The following is a 19,686-nucleotide window of genomic DNA, read 5'->3' on the forward strand; positions in this document are numbered from 1 at the left end:
ATTCGATTATAATTATAAGAGGCAAGAACGTAATCATATTAAAGGAGTGAAGGATAATGAGTACAGCATATGAAAAAAGACTGACCCCCCTTATGGGATGGGCATCGTGGAATAACTATCGAATTCATATTAATGAAGAACTATTGAAAAAGCAAGTCGATGCATTAGTGGAGACAGGACTTGCTGACGTTGGGTATACGTATTTTAACATTGATGATGGTTTTTTTGCGGGAAGAGATCAAGACGGAAAGATTCGCTCCCATCCCAAACGATTTCCAAGTGGAATGAAGGCGATGGCAGAATATATTCATGACAAAGGATTAAAAGCAGGGATATATTCGGATGCTGGAGAAAATACATGTGCCCACATGCATGATAATGATGATGGCAATACGGATGGTTTAGGTGTCGGTTTATATGGCTATGATGAACAAGATCTTAGAACATATTTAGTAGAATGGGATTATGACTTTATCAAAGTTGACTGGTGTGGAGGCTTATGTCTAAAACTAGATGAGAAAGCACGCTACAGTAGAATCGGTCAATTAATTGAGACACTTCGTCAAGAAAAAGGACAAGATATAATCTATAATGTCTGCCGTTGGGAGTTTCCAGGAGCATGGGTTGTTGATGTGGCAGATTCATGGAGAACCAGTGCTGATATAGACTTATCTTTTGAAAGTGTCCTAAGACAAATAGATGCAGTCAAACCATTGGCCCAATATCATGGCCCGGGACATGTTAATGATCTTGATATGCTTCAAGTTGGGCGAGGTTTAAGCTTCGAAGAAGATAAGACACACTTTGCGATGTGGTGTATGATGTCTACACCCTTAATGCTAGGTAATGACTTAACATCGATAGCACAAGAAACTTTAGAGATTGTAAAGAATGAAGAACTGATTGCCATTAATCAAGATAAAGCCTGTCGTATGCCGTATGTGGCTGTATCTGATGGAGAAGTGGAGTATTGGCTAAAAGATTTAGGTGAAGAAAATGGAACACAAAAAGCCATAGCCATATTGAACCGAAGTGACCATGACATTGAAGTGAACATTGAATGGAAAGCATTAGGATTAGAAAAGATATCAAAAATTAGAGACGCTTGGAACCATCAAGATATCAAAGTTGAAGATACTTTTTCCGTGATGGTTCCAAGACACGCAACAAAAGTGTATCGCGTCCAATAAACTTAAGAATTGGTTAAATTGCGTAAATGCATATAGACTGTATTTTTTGAGATATTCATTAAATCAGCAACTTTCACAACGGAATCTTTCATGTTAAAGATTCCTTTTGAATTTAATAAAGCAATAATTTCTTTGTTCTTGTTCGAAGCTGAAATCGCTTGATTCGACAGAACACTTTTTTTGGCTTCATCCAGAGCTTTGAGTAAAATATCATCAATAGAATTTGAAAAGTTTTCGACCACAAAATCCTCAGCAGGACTAGGAACCATGCGAGCTTTTGGAATAAAGTTTTCAATGATATCTGAAAAGGGCATATTCATATAAAAATTAATGCAAAGTAAACCGATGATGCGGTTATTTTCCCCGATAATAGGAATGGTGGTTGATTTAATATCAACACCTGTAGCGGTTTTGTTAAAATAACTGACAGACTGCAGGTCGTTATTATGCTTGATTTGTTCCAGCATAGATAGCGCATAATCAGTAATGGGAGAGCCCTCAACCCGACCGGTGTAGTGCCCATTTACAATCTTAATGACAGATTCATTTAGATTTTCCAAGCTATGTAGAACAAATTCATATCCCTTGCCTAGGTAGTTATCTAGACCATCAATGAGGGACTTATACGAATCAAGAATAAGTCGATCTGTATGTGTTAATGTAAGAAAATTCGTTTTCAAAAAAATACCTCCAATATCGCTTTATTTCATTATAACCCTAAAAATAAATTCATGCAATAAAAAAAAGTTTAGTGAAAATCAACAAAATAGACGAAAAAATTTGTACATAAAACAAACAATATTTCATTGACTAAAAAATATTTCATCGTTATAATACTATTTATAGCTAATAAAAAGTTATTTATGACTGGCCAGTCAGATAAAATGAATTAACACGGAGGATACAACATGATGAACAAAATAAATACAACTAAAGCACCGGCAGCCATAGGCCCTTATTCTCAAGCCGTTGTGTTTGAAAACCTTATCTTAACTTCAGGTCAAATTCCGATTGATCCTGTAAGTGGAGAGGTGGTAGATAATGATATTACGATACAGGCAGAGCAGGTTATGAAAAATTTAGAGGCGGTTTTACACGAAGCAGGCAGTTGCTTTGACCAAGTGTTAAAAACAACATGCTTCCTAAAAAACATGGAGGACTTTGAAAAATTCAACGCAACCTATAGCAAGTACTTTACCAATAAGCCGGCAAGATCATGTGTAGCCGTTAAGCAGCTTCCAAAAGATGTCCTTTGTGAAGTTGAAGTCATTGCAGTGAAAAACTAATCATAGACGATGGAGGAATAAAAAATGAATGCAAAACAAGAGAAGGTAAAAAAGCAACCCACTTTATTTTTAGCATTAGTCCCGATTTTAGTGATGATTGTATTATTGAGTATTGGATATGGGGTCATGGGGTTAAGTCCGGAGATACTTATGTTAGTCTCGGCAGCGGTTGCAGGAGTTATTGCCTATAGCCTGGGATATTCCTGGGATGATATTATGAATTCGATAGTTGCAAAATTATCTAAGACGATGCCTGCAATTTTTATTTTGATTATTGTAGGATTACTGATCGGGACATGGATGATTGGTGGAACCATTCCGATGATGGTTTATTATGGATTAAAAATTATCAGTCCTAAGTTTTTAATTGTAACGTCGTTTTTGGTGACTGCATTTGTATCGATATGTACAGGAACTTCATGGGGATCGGCTGGAACGGTTGGGGTTGCTATCATGGGGGTAGCAGCAGGAATGGGCGCTCCACTACCTATCGTTGCAGGGGCAGTGGTATCAGGGGCATACTTTGGAGATAAGCTCTCACCACTATCAGATACAACCAATCTTGCACCGATTGCAGCCGGATCAAAGCTATATGACCATATAGGACATATGCTATGGACAACAGGTCCAGGAGCAATCCTATGTATTATTGTCTATACAGTTGCTGGATTTAATCTTGACACAGCAAGCTATGGAACACCTGAAAAAGTCGAAGCTGTATTATTTTCATTAGAATCTATTTTTAACTTTAATATTTTCTTATTATTACCGGTCGTTCTCGTTCTTTTTGGCTCAATCACAAAAAAACCAACAATTCCAGTGATGCTCCTTTCAAGTGCGATAGCCCTATTTAATGGTGTGGCTTTTGAAGGATTTACCTTACAACAAGGATTTAGTGCAGCAATTGAAGGATTTAATCTTTCGATGGTTAACATTGAAGGGTTTGACCCAGCAACATTGATCCCGGATGTGGCAAGACTACTTAACCGAGGCGGTATGAAATCGATGCTAAGTACAGTGCTTATTGCATTTTGTGCCTATGGATTTGCAGGTACGCTTGCAGTGACCAACTCGTTAAATATTGTTCTTGAAAAATTAACAAAGTCTGTAAAATCAACACTTGGACTTGTTGGGGCAACCGTTGTTTCTTGTATAACCGCTGTTTTTGTAACATCCAATGGACAGTTATCTATTCTAATCCCTGGGGAAATGTTTAGAGATACATATATCAAGCGCGGATTACAACCTAAAAACCTGTCAAGAACACTTGAAGATTCAGCAACAGTTGTTGAACCCATTGTACCTTGGACAGCAGCTGGGGTATATATGGCAACAACACTTGGTGTACCGACACTGGAATTACTTCCTTGGGCAATTCTATGTTATACAGGTGTTATTTTTGCTCTAATATGGGCAGCAACAGGAATTGGAATCAAGAAGATTGAAAAAGGTGATGAATACTATGAAGAATATGTTCGCCTTAATCAAGAAGAAGAACATACACAAGCACGTGTAAAGAAAACATTTGCTACTGAATAAATTTGACGACGGCTAACAAAGAAAAGCATATGTGGAAAGGTTATTTCAATGACAAAATATAGTGATTTTGACGTAACAATTGACCGACGAAATACCAACTGCGCAAAATGGGATTCGTTGGCAAAAAAATATGGAAAAAATGATTTGATTCACCTAGGAGTTGCGGATATGGATTTTCAAGCACCACGGCCGATTTTAGACGCAATGCAAAAGGTGATAGAACATGGGATTTTAGGTTATACAGACCTTAACGATGCATTTTACTCTAGTATCGAGAACTGGGTTTTTAAAAAAACAGGAATCAAGATTTTAAAGGAATGGATTGTATTTTGCCCAAGAATTAATATTGCATCCAGTGTCTGTGTTGAGAGCATAACACAGGAAGATGGGCATGTAATCATTAATGCACCTGCATATTCTCCTTTAGTAGATGCCATTGTTAAGAATAAGCGCACAGCCATTATGAATCCGCTTAAGCGAATCGATGATCGCTTTGTTATGGATTTTGATCATTTGGAAAAAATCGTTAATGATCAAAGTGAAATGTTTATCCTTGTCAATCCAGATAATCCAAGTGGAAGAGCATGGTCAAAAGAGGAATTAAATCAATTAGCGGTATTTTGTAAAAAGCACCACTTGATTTTATTCTCAGATGAAATTCATGCAGATATTCTTGCAAAAGATGTAGAATATACCAGTGCATTAACATTGCTTAACCCATTAGACAATAAGGTTATCTATGCGAACTCTTTAACAAAAACTTTTAATATTCCAGGCGTTATTGTCTCCTATATGGTTATTCCAGATCCGCAAATACGTCAAAAAGTGGAAGCGGAAATTGATCGAATAGGTATGCATAATCCCAATATATTTTCTCTGGCTGCAGTTGAAGCAGGATATAGTGCCTGTGATACGTGGTTAGCATCTCTTAACAGCTATATCGATGCCAATGAAGCCTTTGTTCGAGAATATATGTCGCAGCACATGCCAAAGTTTCATATCCTACCTAGGGAAGGCACCTATCTTCTATGGATTGATTGTAGCAAGCTAGGGATATCCGAGGAAAAATTGGAACAATGGTTTATTGAACAGGCAAAAGTTGAAGTATATATGGGGTCAAAATTTGGAAAAGAGGGACAAGGATATATCCGAGTCAATCTTGCCACTTCAAAGTCAAGGCTAGATGAAGCACTTTTGCGCATGAAAAATAAATATACATTATTAGACACAATTTAATAGGCGTTAATATAGAGGTTATGTGAAAAGGAAGAGAATTTCCACTTCACATAACCTCTATTTTTTTATAGTGGATGAAGCTTTTTTACAGGTGAACAAATAATCTACCCCAAACAACAAAAAAACACCCTTTGAATGAAGGCTGTAAAGTCAGAACAAAAAAAACAAACATTTTTCACCCTGTATAACCAAATTATAGAATTTCTTTAGAGGTGTCTACCCCCTATAATTTTATGTAAAGGAGGGTTATACATGAATAAAAAGAAATTGACCTATAATAATTTTTACTACTACCTTTTTTTAGTTTTACCGGTTTTGATTATCTATATTGTATTTTTTATTATTCCTGTGGTGCAAAGTTTTTACTATAGCTTCACCAACTTTAACGGAATTAATCCAAATGTACGCTTTATAGGATGGGCAAATTATAGAGTTGCACTGACGAATCGCGTATTTCTTGGAACAATTAAGAATACAGTTTTTTTGGCAGTGGGTATTACACTGTTGCAAAATGGCCTAGCGATTTTAGTGGCACTTGGGTTGAATCATAAGTTCAAAGCAAGAGGATTAGTACGAACATTGATTTTTGCGCCTTGTATGTTGGCACCGGTCGTTGTTGCCTATCTGTGGCAGTTCATTTACAGTTCAGATGGACTTCTTAATCGATTGACAGGAAGTGAAAATGTCTGGTTGGGCAATCCCAATACGGCACTAATCTGTATTATGGTTGCCCATACGTGGGTGTGGATTGGATATTCAGCAACCATATATCTAGCGGATCTACAAGGTATTTCAAAAGATATTCTTGAAGCGGCGGCCATTGATGGATGTAATCCATGGCAAAAATTTAAAAAAATAACATTTCCAATGATTGCAACATCAACAACGGTCAATGTTAGCTTAGCTTTTATGGGAAGTCTTAAGATTTTTGATCTTGTGTATGCAATGACCAATGGAGGACCCAACGGTGCAACAGAGACGATGGGGACATATGTCATGAAGAAGATGAATGAAAATATGCATGGATTTGCTTCGGCTTTGACAATCATTATGATGGTGCTTATCGTTGTATCGGGACATTTCTTGACGAAATATCTCAAAAAGCGTGAGGAGGTTCTTTACTAATGATTCAAAGTACATTCAGAAAAAAAATAACAGTAGTAATGATTGTTATTGCGGCAATACTTATTTTTTATCCCATTATTATGATGATGAACATTTCATTAAAGACACAAGCGGATTATATTATGAATCCATATAGTATTCCAGAGGTTTTTCAATGGAGCAATTATAAAACAGCTATTGAAGCTATGAATTATTGGAGAGCATTGTTTAACTCGGTATATATTACCGGAATATCAGCGATTATGTGTACGTTTTTATGTGCAACGGCCTCATATGGTATTGCACGTGCGCTTAAAGGGAAAAAGCTATTTGGCTTATTATTTAGCTTTTTCTGGTTTGGTATTGCACTTCCACAGCAAGTTGCTATGGTTCCTCTTGTTTTATGGATGAAACGCTTAGGATTAAGTGGTAATCTTTTTGGGGTGGCCTTAGTTTATGTAGCTGCCAATGCGGCTTTTGGTGTGTTTTTCTTTACAGGATTTGTCAAAACGGTACCTATCGCACTTGAAGAAGCGGCAAGGATTGATGGTGCATCACAATTTACAGTTTTTCGAAAAATTGTTTTGCCATTACTTAAGACGCCAATGGTGACCCTGATGATTATTATGGTTTTACGTGTATACAATAACTTTTTGTATCCACTTATCTTACTTCAGGGGAAAAATTCAAGGACATTGCCATTAACGGTCTATTTTTTCAAAGGTGACAATGTGGTTGAGTGGAACATCATGTTTGCAGCAACTACCCTTGTGGTTCTTCCGCTACTTATCTTTTACTTTGTTCTACAGAGACAGATTATTGATGGAATGACAAGTGGCTCCGTTAAAATGTAACAATAAAATGCAATAAGCATTTTATTATAAATGATTCTAATCTATAATAAAGAAAAGGAGAATGAGTATGAAAAAATTGTTAAGCATTGTGCTGGTTTTGGTTTTGGTGGGAGTACTTTTTGCAGGGTGTACACCAAAAGAAGAGCCTGTAACACAAGCAAATGGGAATGGCGGGGAAAGCGAACAAACGAATACCACACAGACAGAGACAGAACAAGACACGGCTTCGGATAATGAAGTTAAAGAAATTACAATGTTTGGATTTAAGACAGCAAGTGAAGCAGAAGTTATTGAGACATTGATTGAAAAATTCAATGCAGAAAATGCAGATATTAACTTAACGTATGAAGGTGTAGCCAATGCCTCAGGTTATCAAGATGTCTTAAATACACGACTTGCTTCAGGACAAGGTGATGATTTGTTCTTTGGGAATGGAACCAATATTTTACCTTTGTATGAAGCAGGGTATGTCCTTGCCTTAAATGATATGGAGGTAGTTGATAATTATGCCAGTGATATCTCGATTAATGGCAATGTCTTAGGACTTCCTAATGAAAAATCGGTTTTTGCAATGTATACAAATCAAGATTTGCTGGAGGAACTAGGCTTAGAGGTTCCTAAAACATATGAAGAATTTTTATCGGTATGTGAAAAAGTACAGCAAGCTGGGAAGATACCTGTTGTCGCAGGATCAAAAGACGGAACAGGAGCGGCTCTTTTTATCACAGCCAAAGGCTTATATCCTGTGTATAAGGACGCAGATGCATCGACACGATTACAGGCATTAGACAAAGGAGAAGAAAAGTTAGGAGAAGTACTTCGTCCCGGATTTGAGATGGTTCAAGAGCTAATGGATAAAGAGTATATCGATCCACTAGAAGCGTTAGTGATGAATGCAGGTCCAGACTCTGTCGGGCAATTTGCATCGGGTGAAGTGGCATTTATGCTTACAGGAAACTGGATGGTTAAAGCGGTTAAAGAAGCTGCACCGGAGCTGAACTTTACACTTGAAGGACTTCCCATTGGACAAGAGCCTGTTGTTCTTAGTAATACAGGCGTGTTCATTTGTGTGAACGCAAATTCAAAAAATCAAGAAGCAGCAAAACGGTTTTTAGAGTTTATGTTGACAACAGAAAACCAAAATACATATGTGCAAGGTCAAAGTGCCTTTACGGTATTAAAAGATGGCACGAGTACAGATATTAAAGAAGTGGCTCCTGTTGCGCAATTGTTAAAAGAAGGAAAAGATGCACCATGGGTTAATGCATCTTTTGCAAACTATAATCCATGGGCACTGGCAAAAGAATATGGTGCAAATGTCTTAGGTGGTGCAACGGTAGATGAAGCTGTTGAAGAACTTGATCAGGCTATTGAGATTGCCATAGAACTTAAGTAGATAACAACTGAATTGACCGCTTACTGGCGGTCAATTCATTCATGTATATTTTACTTTAGAGGCTTAATGTTAACATTCAGCTTTGTATTCTTATCCTTCGTCATTTATAATAAAATCTAAGGATGGTGACATAATGAAATATAAGGTACTAATAGCAGATGATGAATTATGGATAAGAAAATGGTTAACCAAAATGATTGGAGAACTTCGAACGGATATAGAGATCGTTGCAGCAGTGGATAATGGAAAAGATGCTTTAGACATTTTGCAAAAAGAGCATGTGGATATTTTGGTTACAGATATACAGATGCCTCTTATGACAGGACTAGAAGTGGCAGAAATGGCCCAAGATGTCAAGATCATTCTCATAAGCGGCTATGATGAGTTTGCTTATGCTAAAAAAGCGATTAAGTTACAAGTAATGGGGTATCTCCTAAAGCCTATTGAAAAAAGTGAATTGGATGAAGTGCTGGAGACAACCATAGAGACGATAAAAAATACTGGGAAATCAAATGCAGATGCTATGACGGTTGACAATGCCCTTCAAAATCTATTAAGTGCGTATATAAAATCGCGACAAGAAAAAACGTTGTTAGAAATTATAGGCGTGACCAGTGGATTAGGCATTCAAGCAATGGTTGTTGGCGAGATTCAACTAGACATAGCACAGCACAATAGGGTTACGCTTCAACAGTATTTTGAAGAAAGCATCCTACCCTTATATCTGCAACAACATGTATATCTTATTGCGGAAAGTGCTCTTCGTTACAAAGTGATTATTTTTTTTCACCACCAGTTAACCAAAGATATTTTTTTGATGAAACAGTTTTTAATCGATCGCATTGAACGCATGTATATCCAAAGTAGGGTCGTATTAAGTCAGATGTACACAAGAGTAGAAAAACTTTCCGATGCTTTAGAGAAGGTTGAACAAGCGATGCAAAAAACGCATGTCGTCAATGCAAAAGACGGACAGGTGATAGAGGCATTTAACAAAGATGTGATGTATGCGATTCGCTCAAGCATGCTACTTGCGATGAATAGCTTTGATGACAATACTTTTATAGATTATTGTCGACAACTTAGTTTTCGTTTAGAAAATAATGAATACGCCCTAGATGAAATCCGGATGTTCATCTTTGGACTCGTCAGTGATGTGATAAAAAAAATCGAAGAGACAGATGGAGAATTAAGAAATATATTGATTAGTGAAGGATATGATTTTTGTGTGAAAATACAAAAATATTCCAATGTTTTTTCCATGGTCAGTTGGGTGGAAAAGTTTGGTGTAAAAGTGATTAAGTATTTACAAAGCAATCAATACAGCAATGTAACAGACCTGGTGGATCGGGCAAGGAAACATTTGCTTATACATTATGCAGAGGAGATAAGTCTATCGGCAATGTGTGATAAGTTTGGTGTGAACCGTTCCTATTTTAGCAAATGTTTTAAAGAAAAGGCGGGTATGAATTTTTCGGACATGTTAACCAATATTCGATTAGACGCCGCAACGCAGTTAATTAGCAGTACCAAAATGTCTCTAGTAGATATTAGTGAAAATGTAGGTTTTAATGACCCCAAATATTTTAGCCGTGTGTTTCGAAAGTACTATGGGATGACACCTTCACAATATCGAGAAAAGCATTAGGAGGGCATTATGAAAAGTAAAATTGGTATGCGAATTTTTGTGTATATGTTCTGTGTAGCGATTGTCCCGATGGCGTTATTGTTTGGATATATTTCATCCAACTACTATGATAATCTTGAAGAAAACATATATTATGAAAACACATTATTGCAGCAAAGCAGTGTAAATGAACTGGATGCTACACTTAATAAAATCGAGTTTACATCGAATGTGTGCTTTGACTTAGGGATTCAAGATATTCTATCCAAGGACATTCAAAATGCCTTGGAAAATTATACATACTTACAGCAAATAGAACGGATTTTCCGGGTAAACCTTGAGCTTTTTAAAGTCTTTGATGTTCTTGATGCTGTAAAAATAGAGAATAGCTTTGGTAATTCCTATATTATTCAGCAAGAAAATGATGTGACCTATAGTTTTCCGGAGCTAGAGATTGAAAAAGATATGCTAAAACAAAGATATAAAAACTTTGATATCATCACAACGGATACAGGGGCATTCGTCTATGTTCGATTAATTTCTGGGATACGCGATGTTGGGACGGATTTGGGCATCGTGTCAATTTTATTTGAAAAAGATAAACTTTTGGAATCCTTTGAAGGCTACACCCACGGCAATCGTGGCTACCTGACCATTGAAAATGAAGTGGGTAATGTCATCTATACCAGCGTACCAAAGGAAATATCACAACAAACCTTATCCAGTACAATGCGACGTAGTGAGTTTTCTCTTGAGAATTCCAAATTTAAAGTGATTTATTATGATAATGTCAATCTACTTTTAAGCCCTGTACGAGAATTACAAAAAATTACGTTGATACTTATGGGTGTTAGTATTTTGGTCGTGGTGATATTGGGCTTTGTACTGGCGAGCAATTTAACGATTTCTATTCGACAGTTAAAGCGAGGGATAAGTAAGGTCGCTGATGGGAACTATGATGTCAATATTAAAATTAAAAGAAAAGATGAACTGGGCGAGTTATGTGACACATTTAACTTAATGGCTAATCGTATGGATGTCTTGATTAATGAAGTCCTGACTTCAAAGCTTACAGAAAAAGAAGCGGTTATATCAGCACTGACAGCACAGATTAATCCGCATTTTTTATATAATACGCTGGATATGGTCAAAAGTATGGCTGAAATCGAAGGACAAGATGAGATTGGAGAGATTGCAAAAGCCTTATCAGGTATTTTTCGATACAGTACAAAAAACGATGTGCTTGTTGTTCCGGTTCAAGAAGAAATCAAGAATTTAAAAAATTACATAAAAATTATTGATGCACGATTCGATAAGAAAATACGCTTTCAACTAGACGTTGATGAGGATGTGCTTTATTGTGAGATGATTAAACTTTGCCTTCAGCCTTTGGTGGAAAACTCCATCAACCATGGATTGTCTCATCGAGGAAATGAAGGAGAGATTCACGTGGCAATCACTAAACAAGGGACACATTTAATCATCAAAGTTGAAGACAATGGAGAAGGAATTGAACCAATCCAGTTACAAAACCTTCAAGAAGAACTCGAAGATTATACGAAAAAGAAAAACACAAAAGAGGATAATCGCCATACGAGTATAGGCCTTCAAAATATTCATCGGCGCATTCGCTTGTATTATGGCGAAGAATATGGACTACATATTGAAAGCCAGTATTTGGAAGGAACGTCAGTAATGATTCGAATGCCTCTGTAGTGTGAAAAAGGAGTCGAAGATGAAGAAGAAACCGAATATATTGTTTATTATGACAGATGAGCAAAAATTTGATGCCATCGGCTATAGAAACCCAGAAGTTATTACCCCCCACTTAGATGCACTCGCAAAACAGTCAATTAATTTTTCGAATGCATATACGACAAACCCTTCCTGTATTCCGGCAAGAGCAGCTATTTTTACAGGCAGATATCCATCCCAAAATGGAGCTTCTGGTTATATGACGCCCTTAAATGAAAATGAGACGACATTTATGAAGTTGCTTCAAGACGGTGGATATCATACAGCAGTAGTTGGGAAACAGCACTTTTGGAAGTCAGCTGTGGATAGAGGCTATGATTATGAAGATATTGTTGATGAACATGAACCGCCAGAGGTGATTTTTGACCAAATTACAGACGATTATTTTGGATTGCCGGCACATCGGACAACGGCAGATCGAGTGTCTAGCTATGTGCAATTTTTATATGATAGTGGTTTTACTCGAGGTGAACAATTATATCGTGAGGTGAACGCCAAGGGAATCTATGAATTTTTTGGTGATGAAAAATATTATGTGGATAGCTATGTCGGTGATAGAGGCCTTGAATGGATTGAAGAAAAACGTCCAACGGATCAACCTTGGTTTATGACCCTATCATTTCCAGGTCCCCATATGCCCTTTGATGGTCTGGGATTACCCGATGATGCCCTTTATGAAGACATGGACATGTCTTTACCGACTACGTCGGTTCAAGACCTTTTTACTAAGCCGCCTCATTTTTTAGATATTGTAAAAAAATATGGAAAAGTTGATTTGGAAAACCAGACATCTCCGGATGGCTTTACAGATGAAGAACTACGCTTACTCAAACGTGCCTACTATGCCAATATGACGTTGATTGACCGGAAAATAGGCGCGGTGATTGAGAAACTAAAAGCTCTGGACTTATATGACGATACACTCATTCTCTTTACATCAGACCATGGAGATTTTCTTGGAGACTTTGGAGTGGCAAGTAAAGCTCAGTATTGTTCAGAAGCGTTGCTTCGTATTCCGTTCTTAATGAAACCTCCGATAAAAGACTTTGCCGGATATGAAGAAAAGTCCTTTATCAGCTCTGTAGAGATTGCGGCAACGTGCCTTAAAGCGGCAGAAATTCCTATTCCTAAAAATATTTCAACACGTAGTCTTACATCTTTTTATACAGAGCCCCAAACAGTTAAGCGGTGGTCAAGAATCTATCTTGAAGCGAGGGATATTCGAAGTATCCGTGATGAACGATTCAAATTCGTCTATTATATGAACCGCTCTTACGGAGAACTGTATGATTTGGCGATTGATCCAGAGGAAAAATATAATCTGTGGGACAATGGGAGATATTCAAAGGTAAAAAAAGAGATGCGATTAAAATTAATGGATAAGTTGATTGAACTTGGTGAAAACAGTCATATACCATGGCATGTTGAAGCGCCAAGCATATAGAGGGATAAGATGATGAAAAAAATATATATTGATACGAAGCGCCCATCACCATTTGGAGATATGACGTATAACATCAATCAATTGCTGACAAAAGAGCGAGAAAATATTGAAATAATTTTTGAGCAAGCGACCTATCTTTTTGAAAGCACATATGCCTATGAACAGTATACCTATGTAACGAACAATGATCATGGGCTTAAAAAAATGGCGTTTCCAATCTTGGATGGACAAAATGTGACAATTGATGGACAAGGATCTACGTTTGTCTTTTCTGGAAGAATCCTGCCTTTTTTTGCGAAAAACATTGAGAATTTAACAATCAAAAACATCACAATTGATGTTGAACGACCATACTATACACAAGGAATCATACAGGAGTCCTCTTTAGAGCATGTAATTATTACAGTGGATAAGGAGCGTTATCCCTACATGATAGATAAGGGAAACTTGGTTTTTAAAGGAAAGCATTATTTCAGTGATTTTGTCCATGAGTTCATTGAGTTTGAGGCAAAAGAGAAAAAACCCATTTATGGGTGTGAGGATTTTTTTGTGGATGATCGAGTGCGTGCAGAGGAACTTGAGGATGGGCGCCTTAAGATTTATCATACATTCCATCGAAAACCAATGGTTGGAAAAGTTCTTGTGATTAAACATGAAAAGCGGCTAATTCCAGCGATTGTGTGCGATCATTGCAAACAGGTTATGCTTGAAAATGTAACGATTCGTCAAGCAGGAACTATGGGCTTTGTCGCACAATATTGTGAAGATGTGTATCTGAATAAAGTGATTGTTGCAACGGATGAAGACTCAGAACGTGTGGTTTCAACCAATACAGATGCGACACACTTTGTAGGGTGCAAAGGAACTGTACGCGTGGAAAACAGCTTATTTGAAAGTCAGTTGGATGATGCCATCAATGTGCATGGAAACTACTTGATTATGGAGCGGCAAGTTAGCGATAATCAAGTCCTAGCCAAGATTGGTCATTATCAGCAGCAGGGAATTTTTGGTTTGGATGAACAGACGACTATCCAGATTGTTGATGTCGAGACGATGCTTCCAGTGGCGCAGACACACTTACAAGCCAAGAAGATTATCAACCGAGAGTATGTGTTGTTAATATTTGAGGATGCACTGGATTTGGATGCAGGCAAGGGCTATTGTATTGAAGATGTAGAGCGCTATCCAGAGGTGATATTTAGAAATAACACGGTATGGAAAAATCGTGCGCGTGGATTGCTATTGACCTCACGACAAAAGATTTTGGTTGAGTACAATACGATTATTTCTGAATCAGCAGCAATTAAAATAAGTGGCGATACTAATCTTTGGTATGAAGCCGGACCGACCAGTATTGTGAAGATTCGTCGGAACACGATAAAAAGCGTTAACAATAATCCTATCTGGGGAACAGGATTATTTGATATTGACCCTGAAATGTCAAGGCATATTCAAGACAAGTTTTATCATAAGCACATAGTCATTGCAGATAATGCCATTGATCCAGGAGAGCGTCCAGTAGTCTATGGACAAAGTATTGCACATTTAGAATTTGTTAACAATAAGTTTGATGTTGAGGTGCAATCAGAAGAGCTTAAACTGAACCATTGTGGGCAAGTGACGATCAACAAAGTGCCATTTATCGTGGGTTAAAGTCAACAGAGTACGGACCCGTACTCTGTTTTTTTTGTATATATTTTATAAAGAATTACAAATGTAAAGACATGTAAATTGCTATTGACAAAAAAATTGGCTAATGGTACACTCTCAATATACAAAGTTTTGTACATTGCAACTATAAAGAGATATTACATGGATTGTGGAGGGAATTATGGAGTATGCACTGAATTTTTTACCGAAGCCAAAGGAAGTCTGTTTTTCCAGCGGCAGGCTATCTTTAGAGAATTTTTACTTTTCCAGTAATGTGCAGGTAGAGCAACTGATTACCGACTTTTTCACATATCAAATAAAAAAGAAAATAACGAAAGCGAACACTTTAGATGCCAATGTGGTTTTTAAGGAAGCGCAAGGGTTTTCCAAGGAAGAATATGCATTAGAGATTATGCCGGAACGAGTGATTATTTCATATGGACAAAAGCCAGGACTATATTATGCCCTTATCACATTAAAGCATATAATACATCAATTTAAAGAGAATTTACCGTGCCTTCTTATAAAAGACAAGCCGGATATAGAGGTACGGGGTGTGATGCTTGATATAAGTCGTGACAAGGTTCCAACACTTGAGACACTACAGCGTTTGATTGATATGTTAAGTGATTTAAAAATAAATCATTTTCAGTTATATATTGAAGGTTTTTCATTTGCCTACCCTTCATTTAGGCACCTATGGGAGGGGAAAGAGACGCCGATTACAATTGAGGAACTCCAACAACTGGAAAAATATTGTTCGGATAGGTTTATTGATCTTGTAGGCAATCAAAATTGCTTGGGGCATATGGAGCAATGGTTGGCACAAGAAGAGTATAAAGAGCTAGCAGAAAATACAGAATCGGTGAAGATTATGGGGGTCTTTGATTCGCCTCCGACCACAATTAATCCAAGAAATCCTAAGAGTCTAGCGTTGATTCAGCAAATGTTTGAAGATATATTGCCTTGCTTTTCATCAGATTATTTTAATGCCAATCTAGATGAACCTATTATGCTCGGTACTGGAAGAAGTAATGCCATCGAAGAAGGAATTAGTGCAGAAGACCTCTATTTGCAACATGTTGGCTGGGTCTATGACCTAATCAGTTCCTACCAAAAAAAGATGCTAATGTGGGGCGATATCCTTATAAAAGATCCTAAACTCGTAGATAAATTGCCCGAAGATATAACGGTGATGCTATGGGGATATGAACAAGACTATCCATTTGATGCATACGCTAAGATTTTAAGCCAGTCCCAAAAAGATTTTTATCTCTGTCCGGGGACGAATGCTTGGCTGAGTTTGACAGGAAGAACCCAGAATATGTTGCATCATATTCAAAATGCATGTGATGCGGCGCAAAAGCATAAGGCAAAAGGGGTTGTTGTTACAGAATGGGGAGACAAAGGGCATTGGCAACACCTTCCAATCAGTTATCCCGCATATGTATATGCTATGGGGCTAAGTTGGAATTTAGCAGATTGCAGTGAGGCAGATGTTTCGAAGCATTTAAATACCTATGTTTTTAAAGATGCCAAGCAGCTTATGGGCGACATTGTTTTAGATTATGGTCGGTACAATCAATTTGAAGAATTTCCGATGTTTAATATGACCTTAACCATGTCTTCATATACGTTTGGTTTACAACAAGATATCGTACAACTTTTGCATGATAGATTTGGAATACTTGATGCAGAACAAAAAAAAGAACCGATGTCCATATCCATTCATCAACGGTTGAAGAACAAAAAAACATATGCATATGACGCTCTTGTAGCATATGTAAAAAAATTAGAAAGTCAACTGGAGAAAGTGGATTTAAAAAGTGATGACGGAGCGTTGATTATTAAAGAGTATAAGCACGCAACGAAGATGATTGTATTAGGAGCGATGATTCGACACTATACTTTGACGCATACGGATATGACGTATACAGACAGGCGGCAGATACTGCAATCAATACAGACAATGCTTGAAGAAGTTAGGAATGAGTTTAAGCGATTATGGGGGCTACGCAATAAAGACGGTGGGCTTATGCGAAGTATGAAAGAACTTGACCAGATTCAAATGGAAGTGAATGATCAGCTCGCTCAATGAGCTATCAGATAAAATGAGCTTGCAAGACTCAAAATTCAAAGAAAAAGGAAGGAGTATTACACAATGAAACAGATGAAAAAAATCATTTCTGTTCTTCTAGTTCTTACATTTTTAACAGCACTGGTTACAGGGTGCCAAAATACAGAACAGACAGGAGAAGGAGCAGCAGAAGAGGCAACAACAGAGGGGCAAACACAAGAAGAGACGACTGCAACAGATGAAGCAGAGCAAGAGCTAGAGCAAGTAGAGATCACTATTGCCAGCCAATTTGGAGGAACAAATGCAGCAGCACCACCATATCAGGCAGCATTAGAACAATTTCAACTAGATAATCCACATGTAAAAATCATGGATAGTTCTCAAAATCCTGATGAAGCATGGAAACAAAAAATTGTATTGGACTTTTCCGTTGGAAATGAGCCGGATGTTCTTTTGTATTTTACTGGCGTAGACCAAAAACCAATTGTTGAAAGTGGCAAGGTTGTTTCAATTGATACGATTAGAAAAGATTATCCAGATTATGCCAGCAATATCAATAAAGACCCAATGGAAATGGTGAAGGCAGAAGATGGTGTAAATTACTGTGTACCTGTTAGTGGATTTTATGAAGGTATGTTTGTTAACAAAGATCTTTTTGATGAGTATGGATTAGAGTTACCAACAGATTGGGATAAGTTCATGACGGCAGTTGAGACATTTGCAGATACGGATATCGTACCGATTTCAGTTGCACTTGGAAATATTCCTCATTATGTCATCGAACACTTTATTCTCTCAGCAGGTGGTGTAGAAGAGCATAGAGTCAATCCTAAGACAAAAGAAGAGATTCCACAATCATGGATTGAAGGATTAGACAATATCAAAATGTTATATGACATGGGTGCGTTTCCTCAAGATACGTTAGTAACAGAAGATGAGTTTACAGTACAAGCTTTTGTAGACAAAAAAGCAGCGATGGTTATTGATGGTTCATGGTTATCTGGACGCATGGTTGATACTGAAAATACCGTGTTTTTACCTTTCCCATCATCAACAGATAAAAAAGATCCTAGCTCAGTGATTGCCGGATTTTCTTCAGGATTTTTCATCTCTGAAAAAGCCTACAATGATTCAGCAAAGCAAAAAGCTGTTGTTGACCTAGTGAGCTATCTGACTTCAGATGAAGTAATTCGCAACATCGTTACGGCTAATGCAGGAATGCCAGCGGCATCTGTTGTAGCCGAAGCTGATAATCCATTGTTAACATCAATGGCAGAAGTTACAGGTGCAGCTAAGGGTGCGGATATGCCAATTGATAGTCGACTTCAAAAACCAGCTTGGGAAATCTTTACAAAAGGTATTCCACTTGTTGTTGAAGGAAAGATAACATCAGAAGAGTTGCTTTTACAAGTGGTTGAAGAAAATAATTACTAAGCCTTATATATTTTTAATTATCTAAAAGACACAATATTCTGTTTTTTTCTCCATTCACATTATGTGAGATAGACAAAAGTGCATAAACGTTGAATGGAGGAAAAAATACAGAAAAAACAGACAAAAAACATCTACAAAAATAGGTGATGAAGGCAGGTAAAAGGCACTTGTAAAAACAATGATAAGGAGGCAAAAGTTTCATGATTTATAAAAATAAGAAGATGATATTTTTATTCTTATTTCCGGCTATGATGTATATTTCCTTATTCTTACTCTATCCATTTTTAAGAAATATATTTAATAGTTTCTTTGAAATAACAGCGTGGGGATCTATGGGGCGCTTTGTCGGATGGGATAATTATAAAACGATGTTAAGTGATCCCTTTCCACTCAATTCTCCCTTGTTTTGGGAAGCACTTAGAAATACATTGGTGCTTATGTTATGGACACTGGTATTTCAAGTTGGACTAGGATTAATTCTTGCATTACTAGTAGAATCCATAGGTTTTGGAAAAAAATTCTTTCAAACAGTTTATTTTTTTCCGATAGTTATCTCGGCTACAGCATTAGGATTATTATGTAAACTCATTTTTGATTTTAATGGTGGAATGCTTAACCAAGTGTTAGAAAGCTTAGGGCGTGACCCGGTTCTTTGGTTAGGGACCAAGCATGCGTTGAAAATGATTAGTGTTCCGATTATCTGGCAATATGTTGGATTCTACTTTGTTATTATCTTTACCGGTATACAGCGTATCCCCAATTCACTATATGAATCGGCTGAACTTGAAGGTGTGACAGGCTTTAAAAAAGCAATTTACATTACAATTCCACTTATATGGGATGTGATTCAAGTGTGTATAGTGCTTGCGATTACAGGGACAATCAAAGTGTTTGACTTGGTTTGGATTATATCAGGAGGAAGAGAAGGAACAGAAGTATTAGGAACATATATGTATAAACAGACTTTTGAAGCGGCAAAGATCGGATATGGATCAGCGATTGCGGTCATGATTGTTATTGTTGGGATTGTCATATCGCTAACGGTTAATAAGTTGCTAAGTCGAGAAAGCATCACCTATTAAGAGGAGGAAAGG

The 19,686-nt window shown here is 37.2% G+C and carries 15 protein-coding genes; 14 read left to right on the forward strand and 1 reads right to left on the reverse strand.

All coding sequences use genetic code 11. From position 1 onward, the window contains the following. Positions 1-56 precede the first annotated feature (56 nt). The gene (locus QBE53_04205; protein ID WZL82313.1) at positions 57-1,190 is read left to right on the forward strand and encodes a glycoside hydrolase family 27 protein; all 1,134 of its coding nucleotides are present in this window, start codon (positions 57-59) and stop codon (positions 1,188-1,190) included. Between the two features lie 2 nt (positions 1,191-1,192). Here QBE53_04205 and QBE53_04210 read toward each other — a convergent pair whose 3' ends face one another. Further along, a complete protein-coding gene (locus QBE53_04210; GenBank protein WZL82314.1) occupies positions 1,193-1,870 on the reverse strand; it encodes a PAS domain-containing protein in 678 nt (225 codons plus the stop codon). A 228-nt stretch (positions 1,871-2,098) separates the two neighbouring features. Between QBE53_04210 and QBE53_04215 the strand changes: the two genes are divergently transcribed. From QBE53_04215 to QBE53_04275, 13 genes are all read left to right on the forward strand, one after another. After that, positions 2,099-2,476 carry a RidA family protein gene (locus QBE53_04215; GenBank protein ID WZL82315.1) on the forward strand — a complete coding sequence of 126 codons (378 nt, stop codon included), beginning with the start codon at positions 2,099-2,101 and terminating at the stop codon, positions 2,474-2,476. Positions 2,477-2,500: 24 nt separating this feature from the next. Further along, complete coding sequence (gene nhaC, locus QBE53_04220) at positions 2,501-4,015, forward strand: Na+/H+ antiporter NhaC (GenBank protein WZL82316.1); 1,515 nt, start codon at positions 2,501-2,503, stop codon at positions 4,013-4,015. A 48-nt stretch (positions 4,016-4,063) separates the two neighbouring features. After that, entirely contained in the window at positions 4,064-5,251 is a 1,188-nt protein-coding gene (locus QBE53_04225) for a pyridoxal phosphate-dependent aminotransferase (protein ID WZL82317.1), read from the forward strand. Positions 5,252-5,503: 252 nt separating this feature from the next. Next, positions 5,504-6,376, forward strand: a complete 873-nt coding sequence (locus tag QBE53_04230; GenBank protein ID WZL82318.1) for a sugar ABC transporter permease — start codon at positions 5,504-5,506, stop codon at positions 6,374-6,376. Continuing rightward, positions 6,376-7,209: a carbohydrate ABC transporter permease gene (locus QBE53_04235; GenBank protein ID WZL82319.1), complete on the forward strand. Its 834-nt coding sequence runs from the start codon at positions 6,376-6,378 to the stop codon at positions 7,207-7,209. The genes QBE53_04230 and QBE53_04235 overlap by 1 nt, the downstream gene beginning before the upstream one ends. 67 nt (positions 7,210-7,276) lie before the next feature. Beyond that, on the forward strand, positions 7,277-8,605 hold the full coding sequence (locus tag QBE53_04240) for an extracellular solute-binding protein (GenBank protein WZL82320.1): 1,329 nt from the start codon (positions 7,277-7,279) through the stop codon (positions 8,603-8,605). 133 nt (positions 8,606-8,738) lie between these two features. Continuing rightward, positions 8,739-10,253 (forward strand): helix-turn-helix domain-containing protein, encoded by a 1,515-nt coding sequence (locus tag QBE53_04245; GenBank protein WZL82321.1) that lies wholly within the window; start codon positions 8,739-8,741, stop codon positions 10,251-10,253. Between the two features lie 9 nt (positions 10,254-10,262). Next, the gene (locus tag QBE53_04250; GenBank protein ID WZL82322.1) at positions 10,263-11,948 is read left to right on the forward strand and encodes a histidine kinase; all 1,686 of its coding nucleotides are present in this window, start codon (positions 10,263-10,265) and stop codon (positions 11,946-11,948) included. A 19-nt stretch (positions 11,949-11,967) separates the two neighbouring features. After that, positions 11,968-13,431 (forward strand): sulfatase-like hydrolase/transferase, encoded by a 1,464-nt coding sequence (locus QBE53_04255; protein ID WZL82323.1) that lies wholly within the window; start codon positions 11,968-11,970, stop codon positions 13,429-13,431. Positions 13,432-13,440: 9 nt separating this feature from the next. After that, complete coding sequence (locus QBE53_04260; GenBank protein ID WZL82324.1) at positions 13,441-15,084, forward strand: glycosyl hydrolase family 28 protein; 1,644 nt, start codon at positions 13,441-13,443, stop codon at positions 15,082-15,084. Positions 15,085-15,262: 178 nt separating this feature from the next. Continuing rightward, positions 15,263-17,179: a family 20 glycosylhydrolase gene (locus QBE53_04265; GenBank protein ID WZL82325.1), complete on the forward strand. Its 1,917-nt coding sequence runs from the start codon at positions 15,263-15,265 to the stop codon at positions 17,177-17,179. A 63-nt stretch (positions 17,180-17,242) separates the two neighbouring features. Further along, positions 17,243-18,592 carry an extracellular solute-binding protein gene (locus QBE53_04270; GenBank protein ID WZL82326.1) on the forward strand — a complete coding sequence of 450 codons (1,350 nt, stop codon included), beginning with the start codon at positions 17,243-17,245 and terminating at the stop codon, positions 18,590-18,592. A 200-nt stretch (positions 18,593-18,792) separates the two neighbouring features. After that, positions 18,793-19,674 (forward strand): sugar ABC transporter permease, encoded by an 882-nt coding sequence (locus QBE53_04275; GenBank protein WZL82327.1) that lies wholly within the window; start codon positions 18,793-18,795, stop codon positions 19,672-19,674. Positions 19,675-19,686 lie beyond the last annotated feature (12 nt).

It is taken from the genome of Vallitaleaceae bacterium 9-2, assembly GCA_038396585.1.
In the GTDB taxonomy this organism is placed as follows: Bacteria; Bacillota; Clostridia; order Lachnospirales; family Vallitaleaceae; genus UBA1351.

What these genes read in the sequence shown, in the direction of transcription:
- QBE53_04205 (WZL82313.1), top strand. Translation starts at nt 57, where the DNA reads ATGAGTACAGCATATGAAAAAAGACTGACCCCCCTTATGGGATGGGCA.
- QBE53_04215 (WZL82315.1), top strand. Translation starts at nt 2,099, where the DNA reads ATGATGAACAAAATAAATACAACTAAAGCACCGGCAGCCATAGGCCCT.
- nhaC (WZL82316.1), top strand. Translation starts at nt 2,501, where the DNA reads ATGAATGCAAAACAAGAGAAGGTAAAAAAGCAACCCACTTTATTTTTA.
- QBE53_04225 (WZL82317.1), top strand. Translation starts at nt 4,064, where the DNA reads ATGACAAAATATAGTGATTTTGACGTAACAATTGACCGACGAAATACC.
- QBE53_04230 (WZL82318.1), top strand. Translation starts at nt 5,504, where the DNA reads ATGAATAAAAAGAAATTGACCTATAATAATTTTTACTACTACCTTTTT.
- QBE53_04235 (WZL82319.1), top strand. Translation starts at nt 6,376, where the DNA reads ATGATTCAAAGTACATTCAGAAAAAAAATAACAGTAGTAATGATTGTT.
- QBE53_04240 (WZL82320.1), top strand. Translation starts at nt 7,277, where the DNA reads ATGAAAAAATTGTTAAGCATTGTGCTGGTTTTGGTTTTGGTGGGAGTA.
- QBE53_04245 (WZL82321.1), top strand. Translation starts at nt 8,739, where the DNA reads ATGAAATATAAGGTACTAATAGCAGATGATGAATTATGGATAAGAAAA.
- QBE53_04250 (WZL82322.1), top strand. Translation starts at nt 10,263, where the DNA reads ATGAAAAGTAAAATTGGTATGCGAATTTTTGTGTATATGTTCTGTGTA.
- QBE53_04255 (WZL82323.1), top strand. Translation starts at nt 11,968, where the DNA reads ATGAAGAAGAAACCGAATATATTGTTTATTATGACAGATGAGCAAAAA.
- QBE53_04260 (WZL82324.1), top strand. Translation starts at nt 13,441, where the DNA reads ATGATGAAAAAAATATATATTGATACGAAGCGCCCATCACCATTTGGA.
- QBE53_04265 (WZL82325.1), top strand. Translation starts at nt 15,263, where the DNA reads ATGGAGTATGCACTGAATTTTTTACCGAAGCCAAAGGAAGTCTGTTTT.
- QBE53_04270 (WZL82326.1), top strand. Translation starts at nt 17,243, where the DNA reads ATGAAACAGATGAAAAAAATCATTTCTGTTCTTCTAGTTCTTACATTT.
- QBE53_04275 (WZL82327.1), top strand. Translation starts at nt 18,793, where the DNA reads ATGATTTATAAAAATAAGAAGATGATATTTTTATTCTTATTTCCGGCT.